The sequence below is a fragment of the Asaia siamensis genome (genome assembly GCF_014635085.1).
Lineage (GTDB): Bacteria > Pseudomonadota > Alphaproteobacteria > Acetobacterales > Acetobacteraceae > Asaia > Asaia siamensis.
Genome location: NZ_BMCH01000007.1, coordinates 81,856 through 100,136 on the forward strand (window position 1 = coordinate 81,856; position 18,281 = coordinate 100,136).

The window sequence follows — 18,281 nt, forward strand, 5'->3', positions numbered from 1 at the left end:
CTCAGCAAGGAGACTGGTCCATGTCTGAAACACCGTCCATGCGCCTCGCGGCGCTCGGCCTTCATCTGCCCAAGGCCGCGGCGCCGGTTGCTACCTATGTGCCTGTAGCACGCACGGGTTCGCTGCTTGTCGTGTCAGGACAATTGCCGCTGTCGGGTGGCACGCTCAAGGCGACAGGAAAGCTGGGAGAGGATGTGTCTCCCGAACTGGGGCGTGAATGCGCCGAACTCTGTCTGTTGAACGTTCTGGCGCAGGTCCAGGCCGAACTGGGCGATCTGTCGAAGGTCAAGCGCATCGTGCGTCTGGGCGGCTTTATTGCATGCACGCCTGACTTCACACAGCATGCCACCGTCATGAATGGTGCGTCCGATCTGGCGGTCGCCGTGTTCGGTGATGCCGGTCGTCATGCCCGCTCGACGATCGGTGTGCCCTCCCTGCCGCTCGATGCTCCCGTCGAGGTTGAAGCACTGATCGAGATCGCCTGATCTCACAGCGCAAGACCTGGTCGTTTTTCAACCGCAACCGTCCGGCTTGCGGTTGATTCGATCTCAGTGACAGCCCACATGCCCAGCATGACGGACTGGTCCCTGACGCTGCATGCTTCCATTACCGAAATCGGTGCCACAGCGTGGGATCGCTGTGCCGGGGATGATAATCCCTTTCTCAGCCATGCCTTCTTTCTGGCTCTCGAGGAAAGCGGCTCCGTCGGGGCCAGAACGGGCTGGCTGCCGCGTTATGCGGCCCTGCATGACGGCACCGTTCTGGTGGCTGTGGCTCCTCTCTTTCTCAAGGGGCATTCCTACGGGGAATATGTATTCGACCAGAGCTGGGCGCGTGCCTATGAACAGGCCGGGGGGCAATACTACCCCAAGTTGCAGATTGCCGTTCCTTTCTCTCCTGTCAGTGGAAAACGGCTTCTGATCGACCCTGCCCAGCTGGCGCAGGATACGATCGCGGGTGTTTTCGGCGATGCGCTGCGCCAAGCCTGTCAGGAGCTGGGGCTGTCTTCCGTCCATATGAGTTTCTGCACCGAGGCCGAGCAGGATGTGCTCGCCGGTCATGGCTGGATGAAACGCATCGGCCTGCAATATCACTGGCATAATCAGGGCTATGCCGATTTCGAGCAGTTTCTCGAGGCACTCGCATCGCGCAAGCGTAAGGCCATCAGGCGCGAGAGACGCGAGGCACAAGGCTGCGGTCTGACATTTCGCACACTGCGCGGGCCTGAAATCACGGCGCAGGATTGGGACAGGTTCTACACTTTCTATCAGGCCACGATCGACCGCAAATGGGGGCAGGCCTATCTCACACGCCAGTTTTTCAGTGGCTTGTCAGAGCGGCTTGGAGAGCGTGTGGTACTGATGCAGGCCCTGCATGACGGGATACCTGTTGCGGCGGCGCTCAATCTCGCCGGGCGCGATACGCTCTATGGTCGTAACTGGGGCTGCGAGGGCGACTGGCCCTTTCTGCATTTCGAGCTGTGCTATTATCAGGCCATCGATCTTGCCATTGCCGAGGGGCTGGCCCGGGTCGAGGCTGGTGCGCAGGGCGAACACAAGATCCAGCGCGGTTATCTGCCGAGTCTGACCTATTCCAGCCATTTCATACGCGATCCGGCGCTCGCCCGGGCTGTCAGGCCGTTTCTCGAAGAAGAGCGAGAGGCGATTTTACAGGAGAAAGAAGCACTTGCCTCTTTCTCGCCTTATCATCACAAAAATAGTTGTTGAGAACGACTCTCACTATCATATAGGCTGATTGCATCGTCAGCACGCGGGGGCGCTCTCCGCGTCTTTCCAAACGGCCTTCAGGCCTTTGGGATCGTTGTTTTTATGCGCCTTGCCTGCCTGATGGAATGATCAGGTTGGGGGTGCAGTCGTGAGGGTCAGACTGAATGATCAGATATCTTTCGACCGGTGCCGCCGATCTTGCCCGCCTGCTCGCGCAGAGCCACGCGGCACAGCCATCGCCCGTCTGGGCCGAGGCACAGCTTTTTTTCGGTTTCGATTCCGCCGAGCGCAACGAGGCCGCAGGCCTCGTCACCTCTGCAGGCTGGGGTGAGCGCGTCGAGTCCATCGCCGGGTGACGCGCTTCCTCTTGCCAATGGCAGGAGGAACAGGGGTCATGGGTGGTTGGTGACTGCCGGCGTGATCGTGAGCCCATTCCGGTCAGGTATGGGCAGACCCTGATCGGGGTCGAGTGCGATCGCCTTAACGGCACCATGATCTGGGAATGTGAGATTCAGCCTGTCATGCAGCATCCAGGCTTCAGTGGGGATGACCCGCTCGGTTCTGGAACCATCCTGCCATGTAATGCGCAGCGTTACGGGCATCATCAGCTTGCCCTCGTTGCGTACGCCGATGCTGATCGTGCTTTCCTCTCCCGGTTTGGCATTGCTCTGGCTGAAACCATCCAGACGATATTGCGGCCACCAGTTCTCAAAATACCAGCCACGCCAGAACCAGGTCAGATCCTCGCCCGCTTCACTCGACATGAATCGGAAGAAATCGGACGGGGTCGGGTGTTTGAAGGCCCAGGCGCGGATATAGGCCCGGAAGGCCGCATCGAACCGGTCTGGACCGAGAATTTGCTCACGCAGCAGCATCAGCCCATAGGCGCCTTTGAAATAGGTCACCTTGTGGCGATATTTCTCTGGCACCAGCTCGGCGGGCATCATCAGGGTGGGAGCATCTGACGCTGTCAGAACGGGAACGATATCCTTTGCCGGATCGCCCGTCTCGGGGGCGAATTCCGCGTCTTTCTTGGGGGCATATTCCCCATGATTGAAGTGCTGTGAGGCATAGGCGTCGATGAAGGTGTTGAATCCTTCATCCATGAAGGCGTGACGGCGCTCATTGCTGCCGACGATCATCGGAAACCAGCCATGACCCAGCTCATGCGTGGTGATCCAGAACAGGACGTCATTCTTGTCCTGCCAGCCATCGAAAACGATGCCCGGATATTCCATGCCCGCGCCATGGCCGCCCAGATTGACCGCATTTGGCCACGGGTAAGGATACCATTGCGACGAGAAATACTCGATGGCGTGTTTGACGTATTCGGTCGAGCGGTCCCAGGCCTGAGGCCCTGCGCCTTCACGCGGATAGACCGACATGGCGAGGCGGGGTTGCGGCTTCTGGCCTTTGGCAACCGGCAGGGCGGGCAGATCGAGTTTGGCAGCGTCCCAGACGAAAGCCGGCGATGCAGCGAAAGCGACGTCGCGCGTATTCTCCATATGGAAGCGCCATGTCTTCTCACCTGAATGCGCCAGATGGGAATTGGGGTCGAGCACATCCTGCGGGGTGCGGATCAGTACGGGTTTGTCGCTCTTTGCCGCATCGGCGAGACGCGCCCGTTCAGTGGTGGTCAGCACGTCCTGCGGATTGGTGAGTGCGCCCGATCCGACCACGGTGAAGTTCCAGGGTACGGTCACGGCATAGTCGATGCTGCCGTATTCGAGATAGAATTCCTGCCCCAGATAGGGAAGCGTGTCCCAGCCACGCAGATCGTCATAGACGCAAAGGCGCGGATACCACTGGGCGACTTCGAAAATTGCTCCGTCCTTGACTGGGGTAACGGCCGTGCGGCCGCCCCACTCACCGGGAATGGTATGATGCCATGTGACGTGCAGCTTCAGGGCATGCCCTGAAGCTGCGAGGGGCGCGGGCAGGGTTACCTGCATGCGGGTATCGGAAATCCGGAACGGAACGGATTTTTCCACGCCGTTCGTCTCGAGTGTCACACGCTCGATGGCATAGCCGTCTGAACTGGCCGGGTGCCAGTCAGGAAAGGCCACCCAGGAGCGGGAATCCTTGCGATAGAGGTTCTGGTCGAGTTGAAGCCAGAGCACGTCGAGCGCATCAGGGCTGTTATTGGTATAGGTGATCGTCTCGGTGCCGGTCAGGACATGGCTGGTCGTATCGATGCGGGACTCGATGCGATAATCGGCGCGGTTCTGCCAGTAGGCCGAGCCGGGGCGGCCAGAACCGCTACGCCAGATATTGGGTGCGTCAGGCAGGACCAGCGTATCGAAAACCGGACGCATTGAGAGCGGCATGTTCTGGCTGGGGGCCGGTCGCGCCGCCAGGGCGGGCTCCAGACATAATGCCAGACCAAGAAACGGGAAAAACGAACGCATAGGCAGGAAGCCCTATTGATCAGGATGAAGAAACACTCCTGCCAATCGTTTCATTTTCGATCCCATCGCACAAGGTGCTTTTCCCTATGGTCGTTCTACGTGGGGATCCCGGTATGCCGTCTGGCCCCGGGGATCGGACGCGCGCCGTCGGGGTGGTGTTCAGGGAGTAGGAACGTCACAGAGGCTTCATGGCGCTCCATGCCAGGTCAGACAGGACGAGGCATGGGCAGAAGCTATTATGGTGCGTGTTACGCGTCCGGCGATGGCTCAGACGGCCTGCCAGTGCTTGATCTGATACTTGTAGGGAGTATCGAATTCTTCGATCAGGCGGCTGAACACGTGATGGTCATGCACGCTGGTCGGTGCCATGGGGGCGATGCCGGAAACATCGCGATGAATCAGGCGGTTTACGGCGCGATTGAACACGCCGGGTCCGGTCTTGTACGAGATAAACAATCCCGTATGCAGGTAGCTGTTGCGGTAGATGTTCAGCAAGCACTCACTGAGAAGCGGGCTCTGTGGAACCGATCCGTAGAAATCGTTATGGACAAACTTGTTCTGGGTCAGGAACAGGACATTCTCTTCCTTCTGGTCGAGCATGAACTGGATGGTCTGATCATCACGCAGGCGGATATCAGCATCAAGCCACCAGCCGCCAAGCGCCTGAATGACGTGAACGCGCAGGATATCGGCTGCCTCGGCTGGATGACGGGCCGAAAGGAAGAGCGAGCGCGCTTCGACGCCGTAGACGTCGTAGAGCCATTGTTCTGCCTCAGGCTTGTCGAAGATGCGGACATTGAGCCCGGAGATCTGACGATGGAAGTCGAAATTGGCGCGGATCTCTTCGGGAGGGTTCTGGTCCCAGTAGAGGAAAAGCTGATTGGGGATGACGCGGTGTTCGCTGCGTCCCTTTGTGAAAGGGAAGCCGGCTTGGAGAGCGAAGCCGAGATAAAGCTGGTCGATTTCCTCGCCTGTATGGAATTCCTCAAAGGTATTGGCCGTCAAGCGCATGGCGCCCGTCGGGTCTCCGCCACGCCAAGCCAAATGAACGCCTCTGATGAAATTGGCATAGAGTGGAGCGAGAGTTTGCAATTCAGCAATCTCATCGTCGGGCAACTCCAGACCCGCCTTCATCAGGCATAGCAGGCGGGCCTGCAGGAGCGACTGCGCCAGGGGGTATTCGCCAGGGTTTTTCGAGTGGAACTCGTAGGCAATACGATAAAAGCGCGAAGCTTCTTTCACACAGAAGTTGGTATGCAGGATATTCGCGAGGGTAAAGGCCTGCATGAGTGTCGAGCAGCCATTCTGCCGGTAGAAAGCGATGGCCTGCGCCTCATGGGCAAAATCGTCGTCGGTCAGCGCGTCAAGGCCAGCGAGCACACTTGGGAGCGAAGCTGCGGCTTCCTGCTGCGGTGCTTCTTCGGCTCTCAGTTCATCCCACGCATCGATATCGACCAGAGCAGGATCTGATCCCGGATTTTCGCTGTCCATTGCCCTTAATTTCCCGCTTCTGTGATAATCGCGTCAGTAACCTATCTCACATCTGTATCCACATGTCCATTCATTGATGGTCATCAGTAATGGAGTATATTATCATTTTATTTCTGATATCATAATATATATGTTTTCCACATGTCGGGAAATATTTTGAATGAGTTCAAATGTCCTGTCGTATTGACTGGATTGCGTGTCTGGCATTCTGGCGCGTCGTCACCTTGTTACGTACCATCAATATTACTTGAATCCGTTCAACCATATTTTTTCGCGATATAAGTCTACCTAAACCAATGCTTGTTCCGGCTTGACCTTGTCGGTGCATGTGTCGAACTCTGGGGTTGTCTGAACACGGTAGTGACGCGATTTCCTGACTCCCTATGGGCAAAGCCGTCTTCATCGCCTAGTGAATCAGGGCATGAGAGCAATGGGGCGAACGGGTGGCATGAGGGCGGCATTCCTGCTGCTGACTGCGCTCGCCCTGATGGTTCGTCTGGCCGGCACGCCTCCTCAGACCGGTGTTGCAACCGATGACCCGCTGGGCACTCTCGCAGCGCTCTCTGTTCTTTGCGAGACGCCCTCGCCTGATGATCCTGACCATAGACATCATGACACGACCCTGTCTGACGGGGCCATGCTGCTCTCCCTCGGTGCAGACATATCGGGGCCTGCCCTGGCCCTGATGGTGCCGCAACGCGGTATCGTGCTTTTTGTCCATTCTGTGGGGTTCTGGTGTTTCCCTCCCGTGCGTGGCCCTCCCGAGCCCGCGCGTGACAGCCGATCACCCCAGGGGCCACCCGTCTCAACCTGACACACGCCGCTTCATGACAACGGCTGCGCCTGAAGGCGCTCGTCCGGTCATGACCTTTTTCCCGGTCAGGTTATCTCATCATGTCCCTGTTTTTTCGGACCGTGCGCCGCTGTGGACGCACGCTTCCTGCTTTCCTCGGTCTGGGCAGTCTTCCTGCTCTTGCTGCACAAAACCCGTCTTTGCCGATGCTGCCTCACCATGGTGCCTCCATGCAGCGCCCTGTTCAGTCATCGCAGACGCCCCCGCCTCAAAAGCGCAATGCACACGAAAAGAAGCGCCTTGCAGCAAGCGAGATCATTCAGGTCACAGGGCAGGCCCGTGGCCCTGCGACCCTCTCGCCTACAGGGCAGACAAGCTATAGCGCCGAGCGCAAGGATTTTGCCGGTCACGTCGCGCAAAGCGTGGCCGACATGCTGGTGACTGTGCCCGGGGCGAGTTTCCTGCAGGGCAACGGCCCGCGAGACACCGTCGTTTCCATACGCGGGTCAGGGGCGCGTCAATCCTACGGGTTGCGTAACCTGCAGGTTTCGGAAGACGGATTCCCCGTCACGCAGCCTGACGGTACGGCGCGTGCCGATCTGATAGACCCTCATGCCTATGAAGGGGTCGATGTCTTTCAGGGCCCGGCTTCGACCCTCTATGGCAATTACGCCATCAACGGGGCGATCAACTTCCGTACACGCAGCGGCGCTTCGATCCACGGGCTCGAACTCGGATCCGATTTCGGCAGCTTTGGCACGTTCAATAATTACATGACGCTTGGTGCGGGCAATCGCGTCTATGATTTCATGCTGTTTGCGAGTGATGTGCGCAGCGATGGCTTCATCGCCAACAGCCAGTATGCGACCTCGACTGAAAACATGCGTCTGCGTGTGTCCCTGTCGCCGAAAGATCGTCTGGTACTGAAATTCATCAACAATGTGACCGATGCCTCTCTGCCGTTGCGTCTGTCTCTCAGCCAGTATCGCCTCAACCCTTATCAGCAGGGTTGTGCCACCGCCGCTGGTGCCGCCGCCGGATGTGGTACAGTCTCGCTCTATCGCAATGGCGCTTATGGCGCGCAGACGGCGGTAACGCCTCAACAGGCCAATCTGGGGCGGTTTGACCGGCGCAGTATCGTCGGGCTGCGCTGGGAGCATGATTTCACGCCGCGCATGTTCTGGCGCACGCAGTTCACCTATGACCAGCGTCATATCGAGCAGCCAACCTCGACGACCTCCTTTGTCGGGCCGTTCAATTCCTACAATGTTCAGACTGATCTGACCCGTCACGACAAGCTGGGCACGACACCGCTCACGAGCTTTGTCGGGGCGAATTTCGACTATATGGATTACGGCTATCAGGTATACGCCTTGCTGCCACAGCCCGGTGCGACACGTGGCAGCCAGACATCGACCTCTTATGGCCATCAATGGAATATCGGCCTGCGTTTTGAGGAAGACTGGCAGTTCGCACCAAAATGGCATGTCGTGATCGGATTGGGGGGCACGCAATCCGATATTGGAGCCGTGCAGACCGTCTTCAGTCACGCTGCCACGGGCACGCGCGCGCAATACATCACGGCTAACAGGCGTTTCTTCAATCTCGCGCCCGAAGCATCTGTCGTCTTTGCGCCTGACAAGGCCTGGACATGGCATGCGCGACTGGGCACTGCCTATGCCACGCCGGGCTATTCCAGCTTCTTTGTGACGCCGCAGGGCAATTACGGGAACAACACCCAGCTCAAGAGCCAGAGCAGCCTTGGCATCGATCTTGGAACAGAATGGCACCCCTCGCCGTCAGTCAATGTGCAGGCGACCGGGTTCTATGAGTTTTACAGGAACGAACTGGTCAGCCAGTCGGCCGGGGTGAACACCCAGGCGGGCAGCTACACCTTCAACGCCCCCGCGTCCCAGCATCGCGGTGTGGAACTCGCTGTCACATGGCAAGCCTTGCCCCGGTCCCTGCCGGGGGCGAAGCTGCGTCTGTCCTATACCTATGACAACCAGATCTACACGAATTATGCCGAAATCCTGTCGAACAGCACGCTGTCGCGCAGCTTTTCGCGCAAGGGTAATCTCATCCCAGGGGTCATGCCGCATTTCCTGAATGCGCGCGTGCTCTATGACCAGCCCTCAGGGATTTTCGAGGGGCTGGGTGGGTTTGCCGAAGTGACATGGCGCAGCGCCTTCTACATCGACAATGCCAATCTGCTCAAAATCCCCGGCTACGGTCTGCTTAATCTGGAGGTGCATTACGACCCACCGGCACGGCTGGGCTGGGTGCATCGTCTGCACAGCTATGTCGAAGTGCAGAATGTCGCCAACACCGTCTATGCCGCCGGTGCAACGACCATCAGCGATACGCTTCTGGCCAACGGGCAGCAGGCCGGGGCTGCGACGCTCGCGACAAAGACAGGCTCGATCTATGCGGGTAGCCCACGCGCCTTTTTCGGCGGTGTACGGGTGCGGTTCTGAGGGAAGATATCATGGCTTTTTTTTCCAGTCGCAGTCATGTCCTGTGGCCAGACCGCACCACACTCTGGCGGTGGCATTTCTTTGCCGGGCTTTTCTGCCTGCCTTTCGTGATCATGCTCTGCGTGACCGGCTCGCTCTATCTGTTCAAGCCGCAGATCGAGACCTTTCTGGATCGCGATATCGATCATGCGGTTTCGGACGGGCTGCCACGAAGCGTCAGTGCCCAGCGCGATGCTGCTCTCGCCGCCGTGGAGGGGGGACATTTCCTGGCACTGGAAATGCCCTCTCGCAAAAAGCAGGCAACGCGTGTTCTCGTGGCGCATGGTGCCGATGTCGCACGCGTCTATATCGACCCGGTCACGCTCAGGGTGCTGGCCTGTCGCGATGAGCAGACACGGTTCGAGCGGCTGGTGTTCCGGCTCCACGGGCAATTGCTGATAGGCAATTGGGGCTCGGTGATCATGGAGATGGTGGCCTCATGGACCATCGTTCTCGTGGTGACGGGGCTGCTGCTCTGGTGGCCGCGTGGGGGTGGGGCGCAGGGCAGTGTCGTGCCGAGGCTCCGTCTGGCCGGGCGCCCGTTCTGGCGCGATCTCCACGCTGTCGGGGGGATGTGGGTCTCTCTGGTGCTGGTCTTGTTTCTGGTGTCGGGTCTGCCCTGGTCGTTTGTCTGGGGCTCCGCATTTTCGGCTGTCGAAAGCCGCATCGGCAGGCTTGTGGCGATACAGGATTGGGAGATAGGGGCTGTTCCCATCGCGGCAACGCTTTCGGGCCATGCGGCGATGCCCGGCATGTCTGATGCTGAGATGGCGAGCATGGATGGGGGCAGCGAAAACGGTTCAGACTCTGGTCGTCAGACTGAGAGGGCAAGCCATTCCGGTCTGGATGCGGTTTTCGAGACCGCGCAGCATCTCGCCTTTCCCGCACCGGTGCTTGTGACACCGCCCACATCAGCCGGGGGCGAGTGGCACATACGCTCTGACGCGCAAAATCGCCCCAGACGTATCGAGGCAAGCGTGACGGCTGGAGGCGCCGTTACGCATATAGCGCGTTTTGCCGACAAGACTTTTTCAGATCGCCTCATCGGTTATGGCGTGGCCTTTCATGAGGGGCATCTCTTCGGCGTGCTCAATCTCGCGCTCAACCTGCTCGTTGCGTTTGTTCTGACCCTGGCGAGTGTGGCTGCGCTCGTGATCTGGCTGAAGCGACGCCGCCCCGGTCATCTGGACGCCCCCAAAGCCTCACCACGCCCTGTCGCGGCAGGGGCTCTGGTCGTCATGGTCGTTCTGGGAGTTCTGCTGCCGGAGCTTGGGGCGTCACTGCTTCTGCTTGTGCTGGCGAATGCCCTGTTCGGGCGGCGTTTTTCAGCGCTTCGATAGATAGGGCATGAGATTACGCGCAACGAGGGCCGGGCTGGAATCTGCGGGCAGTATCGCCTGTAGATGGTTCTGGCCGTCCATCAGATAAAGCACTGAAGAATGGTCGATGCGGTAATCGCCCTTCTGCTCACCCGCCATCATGGCGTGATCCGGATCGGATCCGCTCATGGCGGGCATCGTAATATGGGAGGTGACGTGAAATTCCCGGGCCACGGCCTCTATTTGGGCAGGTGTACCGGTGAGGCCGACAATATCGAGTGAGAAATGCCTCGTATAGCGGGCGACATCTTCCGGCCGGTCGCGCTCCGGGTCGAGCGTGATGAAGAGCGGGACAGGGGGGCGTTTGTCTGGGGGCAGAAGCGTATAGGCCTGCGCAACGGTAGCCAGTGTCAGCGGGCAGACATCGAGGCAATGCGTATAGCCGAAATAGATCAGGGTCTGCTGCCCGGCGAAGCGCGCCTCGGTAGTTGGCCGGTTCTCGCTGTCGATCAGGGTGTAGGGGCCACCAATCGGTGCGCTCTGCCGATGCGCAAGAAGCGTCTGAAGCCCGATGGCGCCAGAAAACAGACCGGCCAGGACGAGCGTGGGCACGATCCAGAGACGGCGTGCAGAATGTCGGGATGCGGGTTGTCTGGAGCGGGAGGGTCTGGCGGCGGAGCGTTTTCGGGCCATGCGCGTCTCCCTTGTCGAAGGAGGCGGGGCTCTGCCCCGCTCCCCGGAAAGGGGCGAACCCCTTTCATCCCTGCAAGAGGGTTTCCAGAGGGTGATGACCCTCTGGCGGTTTGCAGGGTGGAACCCTGCGCACCTCTTTTAGTAGCGGTATTCTTCGTGCTTGAACGGACCGGCAACCGGCACACCGATGTAATCGGCCTGCTTGTTGCTCATCTTGCTCAGCTCGGCGCCGACCTTGGCGAGATGCAGCGCTGCCACCTTCTCGTCCAGCTTCTTCGGCAGGGTGTAGACCTTGACGTCGTACTGGCCGGGCTTGGCCGTCCAGAGTTCGATCTGGGCCAGGGTCTGGTTGGTGAAGGAAGCCGACATGACGAAGGACGGATGACCCGTGGCGTTGCCAAGGTTCACGAGGCGGCCTTCAGACAGCAGGATGATGCGCTTGCCGTCGGGGAACTCGATCTCGTCCACCTGCGGCTTGACGTTGTCCCACTTGTAGTTGCGCAGCGCCTCGACCTGAATTTCGCTGTCGAAATGGCCGATGTTGCACACGATGGCGCGGTGCTTCATCTCGCGCATATGCTCGACGGTGATGATGTCGACATTGCCCGTGCAGGTCACGAAGATGTCGCCACGCGGTGCGGCGGCTTCCATCGTCACGACCTCATAGCCTTCCATTGCGGCCTGCAGGGCGCAGATCGGATCGACTTCGGTCACTAGCACGCGGCAGCCTGCGTTGCGCAGCGAGGCGGCAGAGCCCTTGCCCACGTCGCCATAACCGGCAACCACGGCAACCTTGCCAGCCATCATGACGTCGGTGCCACGGCGGATGGCGTCCACCAGGCTCTCGCGGCATCCATAGAGATTGTCGAATTTCGACTTGGTGACGCTGTCATTCACGTTGATGGCCGGAACCTTCAGCGTGCCCTTCTTTGCCATTTCCCACAGGCGATGCACGCCCGTGGTCGTCTCTTCGGACAGGCCGCGCACGTCGTTCAGCATCTCGGGGTACTTGTCGTGCATCAGCACGGTCAGGTCGCCGCCGTCATCGAGGATCATGTTCGGCGTCCAGCCATCGGGACCCTTGATGGTCTGCTCGATGCACCACCAGAACTCTTCCTCGCTCAGGCCCTTCCAGGCGAAAACCGGCACGCCGGTCGCGGCGATGGCGGCAGCAGCCTGGTCCTGGGTCGAGAAGATGTTGCAGGACGACCAGCGCACGGTCGCGCCGAGAGCCGTCAGCGTCTCGATCAGCACGGCGGTCTGGATGGTCATGTGCAGACAGCCAGCGATGCGCGCGCCCTTGAGCGGCTGGCTGGCGCCATATTCCTCACGGAGCGCCATCAGGCCGGGCATTTCGCCTTCGGCAATGGAAATCTCCTTGCGGCCCCATTCGGCCAGGGCGATGTCGCGCACCTTGTAATCGGTCATTCTGAAACCCTTGTTTCTCTGATGAGGGGCATTTGTATAATGCGAGTTCCGGCTTTGGGCCAGCGCACAAGAAAAAAGCGCCCGACCCCATGAGGGCGGGCGCCTGATTCAGGCCCGGTAAGGCGGAACGGACGCTATCGGCTGCTTATTGCTGGGCCGATTTGTCGGACATTTTCATGCCCTTCATGCTGTGTTTGTGCTTGGAGGCCTGCTCGTGCTGGGGTGACGAGATGGGCATCTTGTCCGAGGTTTCGCCCGTGGGGACGACCGTCGCACCGGGGGCGCTCGGTGTCTTCGGATCGGGCTGCTCGCTTGCCTGGTTCTTGAACGTCTTGTTCTGTTCGGTCGGGTTATGGATGTGGGTTGACTGGTTCTTGAGCGTTTCGGCCTTCTGGGCTGATGGGGCCTGATCGCTGTCGGTAGCCGTCGTCGCCTGGGCGAAGGCAGGGGCTGAAACGAGAGCAGGGGCCGCAAGCAGGGCGGATGCGGTCAGGACGGCTTTGAATGCGTGTTTCATGACAGGCTCCTGTCGGAAAACGGGGTAGGGATGTCGGGCCGGGTTCTTCGTTTTGCGGGACATCTGGACGAACTGGTAACAAACCGGCGGCGTTCCGGTTTCCTCGTCACAAGATTAAGGTTTGAAACCGGTTGCCTGTCTCGGGCACACATGCGAGAGAGCGAGCGGCGCCCAGCTTGCGCTTCCGATCCCTCACGATGGAGGATGGCATGTCCAACACACGCTCGCAGCTGCCGTTCTCAGTCGTCGCAGGCCAGGACATGAAGCCGAACGGCGTATTGCCTCACGGCATTGCCAACGGGCTGGTCTGGGCCATCAGGGCGAGGCCGGGTGAAGATCCTGTGCCGCTCGAGCCGCATGAGATCGAGAGCCTGCTCAATGATCGCACGCCACCCTCGAATTATCCCAAACCCTCGGAAAGCTGGGCCTGGCTGCATTTCGACACCGTGCACAGCTCGGCGCGACAGCATGTCGCCACCCTGCCCTGCCTGCCGGAAGACGTCAGCGCCATGCTGGCCGAAACCGAATATGGCGTCATGCTGGAGGCCCTTCCCGGTCTCGTATGGGGCGCGCTCCCTGCTTTTGACGATGCCGTTTCGGAAGAGGATCGCGATATCTGCGCCTGGCGCTTTGCCATGCGCCCCGATCTGCTCATCACGACACGACGCAATCCGATACCGGTTCTGGGGGCTGCGTTCCGCACACTGCGGGCAGACTCCATTCCGCGCAGCCCCGCTGGGGTGATTGATCGTGCATTGCGCGAATTCACCGGCAGTGTGCGTCGTCAGATCGGCAAGCTCGATGACGAACTTGACCGTGCCGAAGACGCGCTGCTTCTGATCGAGCGCCGCACCGATCTGGGTCATCTCGGTGGTATCGTCGGTAAGGGTCGTCGTCGCGCAACCGAGCTGCGTCGTGTCGTGACCCCGATCGACCGTGTGTTGCGTGACGAGGATCTCGAACTGCCGGAATGGGCCGAAGACGAGCTGCGTGATCGCACCGAGCGCCAGGTTCATGCGGCGCTGGACGACATGATCGCGCTTCTTGATCGCGCACGCTCGCTTCAGGACGAACTGGGCTCTTCCCAGGCCGAAGAGACCAACCGGCGCCTGTATATTCTGACTGCTGCCACCATTCTCATGTTTCCCGCGACGCTCGTGACCGGATTTTTCGGCATGAATACGGGCGGCATGTATCTGGCCAGCGGGCAGCTCGGCACACTCGAGGCAGGTGCCGTGTGCTTTATCGCCATGATCCTGACCTGGGTGTTCCTGAAGCTCGCCCGCCTGCTCTAGGCTGGTTTCAGGCCGAATGGTCCCGACCGGGTGTGAAAGCCGCCCGTTCGATCTGCTCCCAGGGGCCGCGCAGATAGCGCCACAAGGTCAGGGCTGCGGCAGGATGGGCCTCCCGCATCGGTTCGGCCAGCAGCCGGTGATGCAGGTCGCGCGCCTGCTCTGGTGATACCTTGTTCTGCACGGTCAGATGAGGTCGCCATGGCGCCTGATCCTGCCTTGTCATTCTGTCTTTGGGTATGAGCGCGCAGAACGATGCGCGTATTGCCGCGCCCTCCGGGATTGAGAGGCGATAAGCCACGCCTTTTCCCAACAGATAAGGCGCGCCGATCTGTACGAGAGGGGCCGGGCGAGGCTGTCTCATGAGGGTCAGAACCTGCGTCAGATACTCCGCGGGCAAGGCATGAAACAGGGTGACATGGGCAGGCACGATATTCCGCTCGCGCGGAAAATACAGGTCGCGCTGTGTCTGCGCCCAGGCCTGTTCTTCCGGCGCTAGTTCGAGCGTCATGATCAATGGCGCTTCGCTGGTTTCCTGCACGGTTTTTCCTCTCTCCGCCCGGGTGGGAGCCAGAGCGGTTCAGCCGCAGCTATGGTTGCATGAGGAAAAGGCGAAGAGGTCGGCGCGCTCACTCCCCGCCGATATGATGCGTTCCACGGGCGCGGGCGAGGTCTTCCTGATGCTGGCGGGCGGCATAACGGGCGCGCTGTTCATCTGTGCGTTCGGCAGCACAGGCAGGACACTGGACGCCTTCGACATAGAGATCTGACAGCTTGTCCTCTGCGGAAACCGGGCGGCGGCAGGCATGGCACAGATCATAGGCACCGGGTTCGAGGCCATGACGCACGGTGACGCGCTGGTCGAAGACGAAGCATTCGCCTTCCCACAGGCTTTCGGATTCCGGCACGTCTTCGAGATATTTCAGAATGCCGCCCTTGAGATGATAGACGTCTTCCACGCCTTCGGAGAGCGCGAAGGCGGTCGATTTTTCGCAGCGTATGCCGCCAGTGCAGAACATGGCGATTTTCGGCTTGCGCCCCTCCGCTTCAAGAGCCGCGCGGCGGGCACGAAACCACTCGGGGAACTGACGAAAGCTCTGGATATCGGGGTCGATGGCGCCCTTGAAGGTGCCGACAGCCACCTCATAGTCATTGCGCGTGTCGATTAGGATCGTATCGGGGTCTGAAATCAGCGCGTTCCAGTCGGCGGCAGGCACGTAATGGCCGACACCGGCAAGCGGATCGATATCAGGCTGTCCCATGGTCACGATCTCACGCTTCAGACGTACCTTCATGCGATTGAAGGGCATGGAAACATCATAGGACAGCTTCCACTCCAGCGCATCGCAGCCAGGCAATGTGCGAATATGGGCAAGAATGGCGTCTATGCCCTCGGGAGTGCCGGCAATTGTCCCGTTGATACCCTCGCGCGCCAGAAGCAGCGTACCCCGAATGCCAAAACTGGTGCAGGCATCCAGCAGGGGAGCGCGCAGCCCGACAGGATCTGCAAAACACGTAAAACGGTAAAGGGCTGCAATGCAGATGGAGTGCTGCGGCATGATAGAATTCCCGGTAACCTCAAGAGCTATTCGGGGGGGGTCATAGCGCAGGAAGATGCTCGGCTTCCATCATGAATGGTCGAGCCATGCGGGTTTTTGATCGTATTTCGGGATGCCCTTCCCGCGAGCGAGACATTAATGATATTTGACTGAAAATCACCCAATCGGTAAATTTCATCATTAATTTAATGAAAACTGAGTGAAATTTAATTGTAGTTCCCCGGTTAAGTTATCACATGCCGCCTTATAACAAAACTTTAACGGTTATGGCCTTAGGATGAGCGGGTCGGGGAGGCTCAAATGGCAACATCGGTGACAGTTCTCAGCGGTGGTAACTGGACTGCGACATACAAAAATGGTGCGACCTGGTATGTGAGCGGCTCAGTGTCTGCCACAGGTGCCGTAACGCTGTCGAATATCGGGACTCTCACCGTTTCCAGCGGTGCCGTCGTGTCGGGGGCAACTGTTACAGGTGGCGTCCCAACGGTTTCCGTTCTGAATGGCGGAACCATGGTCTCCTCTTACGAGCTGAACGGTTACCTGCGCGTAGCGAACGGGGGAGTGGTCTCTGGGAATACCCTCAACTCCACCGAGGTCACCCTGTCTTCAGGCGGGAGTTCGGTCAATGATCTCTTCGTCAATAGTGGATCAGGGACAGATACGAACGCCTATGTCTATGTAAGTTCGGGCGCTTCTCTGGTGGGTGCCACCATGAGTGATGGCGCTGTAGCAGGGTTGGCTCTGTCGGCATTTTCAGGTGCAACGGTGTCGGGGCTGACATTGGGTTCTGGCGCCAGTGCGTATGTGTCTTCCGGCGCTACAGCCTCTGACATCAACACGGGTGCTGGCAGCGTTCTGTCGATGGCTACCTCTTACGGCAGTGGCAGCGCCTATGTGTATGTTCCGCCGCAGAGTGCGGTGGTTCTCAGCGGTGGAACATGGTCAGCTGTATCGATCAACAAAGTCACCTATTATGTCAGTGGCAATGTCTCTGCGACTGGTGCCGTAACCTTTTCGGCAATATCGACACTGACCATTTCAAGTGGCGCAACCGTTTCTGGCGTCACCATCAGTGGCAGTGTGGCGACAGTATCGGTCATGGGCGGTGGGACTCTGGAGAATTCTCTCCTACTCAACGGCTACGTCTCAGCCATGAGTGGCGCGACGCTTTCGAGCAATGTCCTCAATTCGAATGTTGTCTATCTCTCATCAGGTGCGCAATCCATAAATGATACCTATGTCAATAGTGGGTCGGGGGCCGATGGGTATTCGGATGCCTATATCTATAGTGGCGCGAGTATCATCTCTCCCTATATCGGATCGGCGGGTGCGGGCAGTTTCGTTGTGCGCGTGTCCTCTGGTGCGTCGATTACCGACCCGACATTAATTCAGAATGGCGGCCAGCTTCTGGTATCTGGCGGTACCGTAAGCACGACCGATCCGGCCCCCTGCTTTCTGGCTGGGACACTTATCGAGACCCATAAGGGGATGGTCGCGGTTGAGGATATCGAGATCGGTGACAAGGTTCTGGCCCGTGTAGGGGGAGTGACCGAGGAACGCGAGGTGATCTGGGCCGGAAAAGCATCCGCGATAATCCGGCCTGATCTGCCGAGTGATCTTTCTGGTTATCCCGTCAGGATACTGAAAGATGCTCTCGGAGAGAGCCTGCCCTTCAAGGACATGCTTATCACTTCAGAACACTGCCTTTTTCTGGATGATGCGTTCGTTCCCGTCCGCATGTTGGTCAATGGAAGCTCTATTTTCTATGATCGAACCTTCAGTGAATACGAGTATTATCACATCGAAACAGAGCATCACTCGGTGATCATGGCTGACGGCGTCTGGAGCGAAAGCTATCTGGATACCGGCAAGCGCCAGTCTTTCCGGCAGACCGGAGCGGTGCATGTTCTGGGTGCGCGAACACTGGACTGGCATATCGCCGCCGCCGCCCAACTGAGGACTGACCGCGCGTTCGTTGAGCCGATCTTCGAGCGTGTAGTGGCCCGTGCTGCGCTTAATGATGTGCAGACCCGTGATGGCACTCAACTGGAGACGACGCTCGATCCGGACCTCTATATCGTTACAGAAGCGGGTGAGTGGATTGGACGCAGTCGATCCAGAGACGGTCACTATGTTTTCGTTCTGCCGGACAACGCCCGTGACGTGCGTATCGTCTCCAACACAAGTCGCCCCAGTGACGCTATTGCGCCTTATGTCGATGACAGACGGCGCCTCGGCGTTCTGGTGGGAGCGATCACGCTTTTTGACAGCTGGGAAACAGTCAATCTGCCGGACGCGCTCAATAATGCTGGCCAGCATGGCTGGAATAATCTCGAGCCGTGCGGCAGACGCTGGACAAATGGCAATGCTGCCTTGTCTCTGCCTGAGCGCCGTCCGGGAGGGCTAACTCTTCTCGCGCTCAGGGTTGATGCTGCCGGCCCATACCTCAAGCCGCGTTTTCCGGCAGAAACCGCTTATTACGGAAGTGTCGACGACGAAGACTATGTTCAGGCGCTGCGTCGCGCCTGACATTTCCCT

15 protein-coding genes are annotated in these 18,281 nt (G+C 59.1%); 8 read left to right on the forward strand and 7 right to left on the reverse strand.

The window, feature by feature from the left end; genetic code table 11:
- Window positions 1-20 precede the first annotated feature (20 nt).
- From IEV53_RS12550 to IEV53_RS12560, 3 genes are all read left to right on the forward strand, one after another.
- Window positions 21-485 (forward strand): RidA family protein, encoded by a 465-nt coding sequence (locus IEV53_RS12550; protein ID WP_188427173.1) that lies wholly within the window; start codon window positions 21-23, stop codon window positions 483-485.
- Window positions 486-572: 87 nt separating this feature from the next.
- Window positions 573-1,727, forward strand: a complete 1,155-nt coding sequence (locus tag IEV53_RS12555) for a GNAT family N-acetyltransferase (protein ID WP_188427257.1) — start codon at window positions 573-575, stop codon at window positions 1,725-1,727.
- Between the two features lie 164 nt (window positions 1,728-1,891).
- Window positions 1,892-2,083: a hypothetical protein gene (locus IEV53_RS12560; protein ID WP_188427174.1), complete on the forward strand. Its 192-nt coding sequence runs from the start codon at window positions 1,892-1,894 to the stop codon at window positions 2,081-2,083.
- A 36-nt stretch (window positions 2,084-2,119) separates the two neighbouring features.
- Here IEV53_RS12560 and IEV53_RS12565 read toward each other — a convergent pair whose 3' ends face one another.
- Together IEV53_RS12565 and IEV53_RS12570 are read right to left on the reverse strand one after the other, a co-directional pair.
- Window positions 2,120-4,054, reverse strand: coding sequence for a M1 family metallopeptidase (locus IEV53_RS12565; RefSeq protein ID WP_229719889.1), 1,935 nt, complete (start codon window positions 4,052-4,054; stop codon window positions 2,120-2,122).
- A 348-nt stretch (window positions 4,055-4,402) separates the two neighbouring features.
- Complete coding sequence (locus tag IEV53_RS12570; RefSeq protein WP_229719874.1) at window positions 4,403-5,626, reverse strand: glycosyltransferase family 32 protein; 1,224 nt, start codon at window positions 5,624-5,626, stop codon at window positions 4,403-4,405.
- A gap of 448 nt (window positions 5,627-6,074) precedes the next feature.
- Here IEV53_RS12570 and IEV53_RS12575 point away from each other — a divergent pair, with 448 nt between their 5' ends.
- From IEV53_RS12575 to IEV53_RS12585, 3 genes are all read left to right on the forward strand, one after another.
- A complete protein-coding gene (locus tag IEV53_RS12575; protein ID WP_188427176.1) occupies window positions 6,075-6,440 on the forward strand; it encodes a hypothetical protein in 366 nt (121 codons plus the stop codon).
- A gap of 80 nt (window positions 6,441-6,520) precedes the next feature.
- Window positions 6,521-8,896: a TonB-dependent receptor family protein gene (locus IEV53_RS12580; RefSeq protein WP_229719875.1), complete on the forward strand. Its 2,376-nt coding sequence runs from the start codon at window positions 6,521-6,523 to the stop codon at window positions 8,894-8,896.
- Between the two features lie 11 nt (window positions 8,897-8,907).
- Window positions 8,908-10,275, forward strand: a complete 1,368-nt coding sequence (locus IEV53_RS12585) for a PepSY-associated TM helix domain-containing protein (protein WP_188427177.1) — start codon at window positions 8,908-8,910, stop codon at window positions 10,273-10,275.
- Here the strand turns inward: IEV53_RS12585 and IEV53_RS12590 are convergent.
- The 3 genes from IEV53_RS12590 to IEV53_RS12600 form a co-directional block, all read right to left on the reverse strand.
- Complete coding sequence (locus IEV53_RS12590) at window positions 10,261-10,947, reverse strand: SCO family protein (protein ID WP_188427178.1); 687 nt, start codon at window positions 10,945-10,947, stop codon at window positions 10,261-10,263. The genes IEV53_RS12585 and IEV53_RS12590 overlap by 15 nt on opposite strands.
- A 138-nt stretch (window positions 10,948-11,085) precedes the next feature.
- The gene (gene ahcY, locus IEV53_RS12595) at window positions 11,086-12,375 is read right to left on the reverse strand and encodes an adenosylhomocysteinase (RefSeq protein ID WP_188427179.1); all 1,290 of its coding nucleotides are present in this window, start codon (window positions 12,373-12,375) and stop codon (window positions 11,086-11,088) included.
- 145 nt (window positions 12,376-12,520) lie between these two features.
- Window positions 12,521-12,892: a hypothetical protein gene (locus IEV53_RS12600; RefSeq protein ID WP_188427180.1), complete on the reverse strand. Its 372-nt coding sequence runs from the start codon at window positions 12,890-12,892 to the stop codon at window positions 12,521-12,523.
- A 209-nt stretch (window positions 12,893-13,101) separates the two neighbouring features.
- Here IEV53_RS12600 and IEV53_RS12605 point away from each other — a divergent pair, with 209 nt between their 5' ends.
- Window positions 13,102-14,187: a CorA family divalent cation transporter gene (locus IEV53_RS12605; protein ID WP_188427181.1), complete on the forward strand. Its 1,086-nt coding sequence runs from the start codon at window positions 13,102-13,104 to the stop codon at window positions 14,185-14,187.
- A gap of 7 nt (window positions 14,188-14,194) precedes the next feature.
- On the opposite strand, the gene IEV53_RS12610 is transcribed toward IEV53_RS12605, so the two are convergent.
- Together IEV53_RS12610 and trhO are read right to left on the reverse strand one after the other, a co-directional pair.
- Complete coding sequence (locus IEV53_RS12610; protein WP_188427182.1) at window positions 14,195-14,725, reverse strand: 2'-5' RNA ligase family protein; 531 nt, start codon at window positions 14,723-14,725, stop codon at window positions 14,195-14,197.
- Window positions 14,726-14,813: 88 nt separating this feature from the next.
- Window positions 14,814-15,743, reverse strand: coding sequence for an oxygen-dependent tRNA uridine(34) hydroxylase TrhO (trhO, locus tag IEV53_RS12615; protein ID WP_188427183.1), 930 nt, complete (start codon window positions 15,741-15,743; stop codon window positions 14,814-14,816).
- 300 nt (window positions 15,744-16,043) lie between these two features.
- Between trhO and IEV53_RS12620 the strand changes: the two genes are divergently transcribed.
- Window positions 16,044-18,272, forward strand: a complete 2,229-nt coding sequence (locus IEV53_RS12620; RefSeq protein ID WP_188427184.1) for a Hint domain-containing protein — start codon at window positions 16,044-16,046, stop codon at window positions 18,270-18,272.
- Window positions 18,273-18,281 lie beyond the last annotated feature (9 nt).

Excerpts from the sequence above, each read along its gene's own strand:
- IEV53_RS12550 (WP_188427173.1), top strand. The coding sequence starts at position 21 with ATGTCTGAAACACCGTCCATGCGCCTCGCGGCGCTCGGCCTTCATCTG.
- IEV53_RS12555 (WP_188427257.1), top strand. The coding sequence starts at position 573 with ATGACGGACTGGTCCCTGACGCTGCATGCTTCCATTACCGAAATCGGT.
- IEV53_RS12560 (WP_188427174.1), top strand. The coding sequence starts at position 1,892 with ATGATCAGATATCTTTCGACCGGTGCCGCCGATCTTGCCCGCCTGCTC.
- IEV53_RS12565 (WP_229719889.1), bottom strand. The coding sequence starts at position 4,054 with ATGCCGCTCTCAATGCGTCCGGTTTTCGATACGCTGGTCCTGCCTGAC.
- IEV53_RS12570 (WP_229719874.1), bottom strand. The coding sequence starts at position 5,626 with ATGGACAGCGAAAATCCGGGATCAGATCCTGCTCTGGTCGATATCGAT.
- IEV53_RS12575 (WP_188427176.1), top strand. The coding sequence starts at position 6,075 with ATGAGGGCGGCATTCCTGCTGCTGACTGCGCTCGCCCTGATGGTTCGT.
- IEV53_RS12580 (WP_229719875.1), top strand. The coding sequence starts at position 6,521 with ATGTCCCTGTTTTTTCGGACCGTGCGCCGCTGTGGACGCACGCTTCCT.
- IEV53_RS12585 (WP_188427177.1), top strand. The coding sequence starts at position 8,908 with ATGGCTTTTTTTTCCAGTCGCAGTCATGTCCTGTGGCCAGACCGCACC.
- IEV53_RS12590 (WP_188427178.1), bottom strand. The coding sequence starts at position 10,947 with ATGGCCCGAAAACGCTCCGCCGCCAGACCCTCCCGCTCCAGACAACCC.
- ahcY (WP_188427179.1), bottom strand. The coding sequence starts at position 12,375 with ATGACCGATTACAAGGTGCGCGACATCGCCCTGGCCGAATGGGGCCGC.
- IEV53_RS12600 (WP_188427180.1), bottom strand. The coding sequence starts at position 12,892 with ATGAAACACGCATTCAAAGCCGTCCTGACCGCATCCGCCCTGCTTGCG.
- IEV53_RS12605 (WP_188427181.1), top strand. The coding sequence starts at position 13,102 with ATGTCCAACACACGCTCGCAGCTGCCGTTCTCAGTCGTCGCAGGCCAG.
- trhO (WP_188427183.1), bottom strand. The coding sequence starts at position 15,743 with ATGCCGCAGCACTCCATCTGCATTGCAGCCCTTTACCGTTTTACGTGT.
- IEV53_RS12620 (WP_188427184.1), top strand. The coding sequence starts at position 16,044 with ATGGCAACATCGGTGACAGTTCTCAGCGGTGGTAACTGGACTGCGACA.